The organism is Enterobacter cloacae complex sp. IR5412 (assembly GCF_049237385.1).
Classification (GTDB): Bacteria; Pseudomonadota; Gammaproteobacteria; order Enterobacterales; family Enterobacteriaceae; genus Enterobacter; species Enterobacter intestinihominis.
Window position 1 is genome coordinate 1 of the sequence record NZ_JBMKHQ010000037.1, and the last position, 1,449, is coordinate 1,449.

A 1,449-nucleotide genomic window follows, 5' to 3' on the forward strand; every position below is an offset into this window, starting at 1 on the left:
ACCTGTACTGCACCCATTTTGTTGGACGATGAAATGGAATAGTCCCTGATATGTCAAAGCCAAAATACCCCTTCGAAAAGCGCCTTGAAGTCGTGAATCACTACTTCACAACTGATGATGGTTACAGGATCATCTCTGCACGTTTTGGTGTGCCTCGAACCCAGGTCAGGACGTGGGTTGCCCTCTATGAAAAACATGGAGAAAAAGGTTTAATTCCCAAACCTAAAGGCGTTAGTGCTGATCCAGAGTTGCGCATTAAGGTCGTGAAAGCCGTGACCGAGCAGCAGATGTCCCTCAATCAGGCTGCTGCTCACTTTATGCTTGCTGGTAGTGGTTCTGTAGCCAAGTGGCTGAAAGTCTATGAGGAGCACGGAGAAGCTGGTTTACGCGCACTCAAGATCGGCACCAAAAGAAACATTACAATGTCAGTTGATCCAGAAAAAGCGGCGTTAGCATTGGAGCTGTCGAAAGACCGACGTATTGAGGATCTTGAAAGACAAGTTCGATTCCTTGAAATGCGGCTTACGTATCTAAAAAAGCTGAAAGCCTTAGCTCATCCCGCGAAAAAGTGAAAGTACTCAACGAGCTAAGGCAGTTTTACCCTCTTGATGAGCTTCTCAAGGCAGCGGAGATACCGCGCAGTACGTTTTATTACCATCTAAAGGCTCTCAGCAAGCCTGATAAGTATGCGGATGTTAAAAAGCGTATTGGTGAGATTTATCACGAGAATAAAGGTCGTTACGGATACCGTAGGGTAACGTTGTCTCTCCATCGAGACGGGGAACGGATTAACCATAAAGCCGTTCAGCGCCTGATGGGAACCCTCTCGCTTAAGGCAGCGATTAAGGTCAAACGATACAGCTCCTACAGAGGAGAGGTAGGGCAAACCGCCCCCAATGTTCTCCAAAGGGATTTCAAGGCTACACGGCCAAACGAGAAGTGGGTTACCGACGTTACTGAATTTGCAGTCAATGGGCGAAAGCTGTATTTGTCTCCAGTAATAGATCTCTTCAACAACGAAGTTATTTCTTACAGCCTGTCGGAAAGACCTGTGATGAACATGGTCGAGAATATGCTCGATCAGGCATTCAAAAAGCTTAAGCCTCACGAGCATCCTATTCTGCACTCTGACCAGGGATGGCAGTATCGTATGAGAAGGTATCAAAACATCCTTAAAGAACAAGGCATTACACAGAGCATGTCCAGAAAAGGCAATTGTCTGGATAATGCAGTCGTGGAATGTTTCTTTGGAACCTTAAAGTCGGAGTGTTTTTATCTTGACGAGTTCAGTAATATAAGCGAACTGAAGGATGCTGTTACGGAATATATTGACTACTACAACAGCAGAAGAATTAGCCTGAAATTAAAAGGTCTGAGTCCAATTGAATATCGAACCCAGACCTATGTGCCTCGTGTTTAACTGTCCAACTTTTTGGGGTCAGTACAACC

Annotated in this window: 1 protein-coding gene; it reads left to right on the forward strand. The window is 45.4% G+C overall.

The annotated features are described in order from the left end of the window. The first annotated feature begins 50 nt into the window (after window positions 1-50). A protein-coding gene (locus ACOTX2_RS24985; protein ID WP_085949440.1) for an IS3-like element ISKpn8 family transposase occupies window positions 51-1,420 on the forward strand; the annotation gives its coding sequence in 2 pieces (ribosomal slippage) (window positions 51-531 and window positions 531-1,420; 1,371 coding nt in all). The last annotated feature ends 29 nt before the right edge of the window (window positions 1,421-1,449 follow it).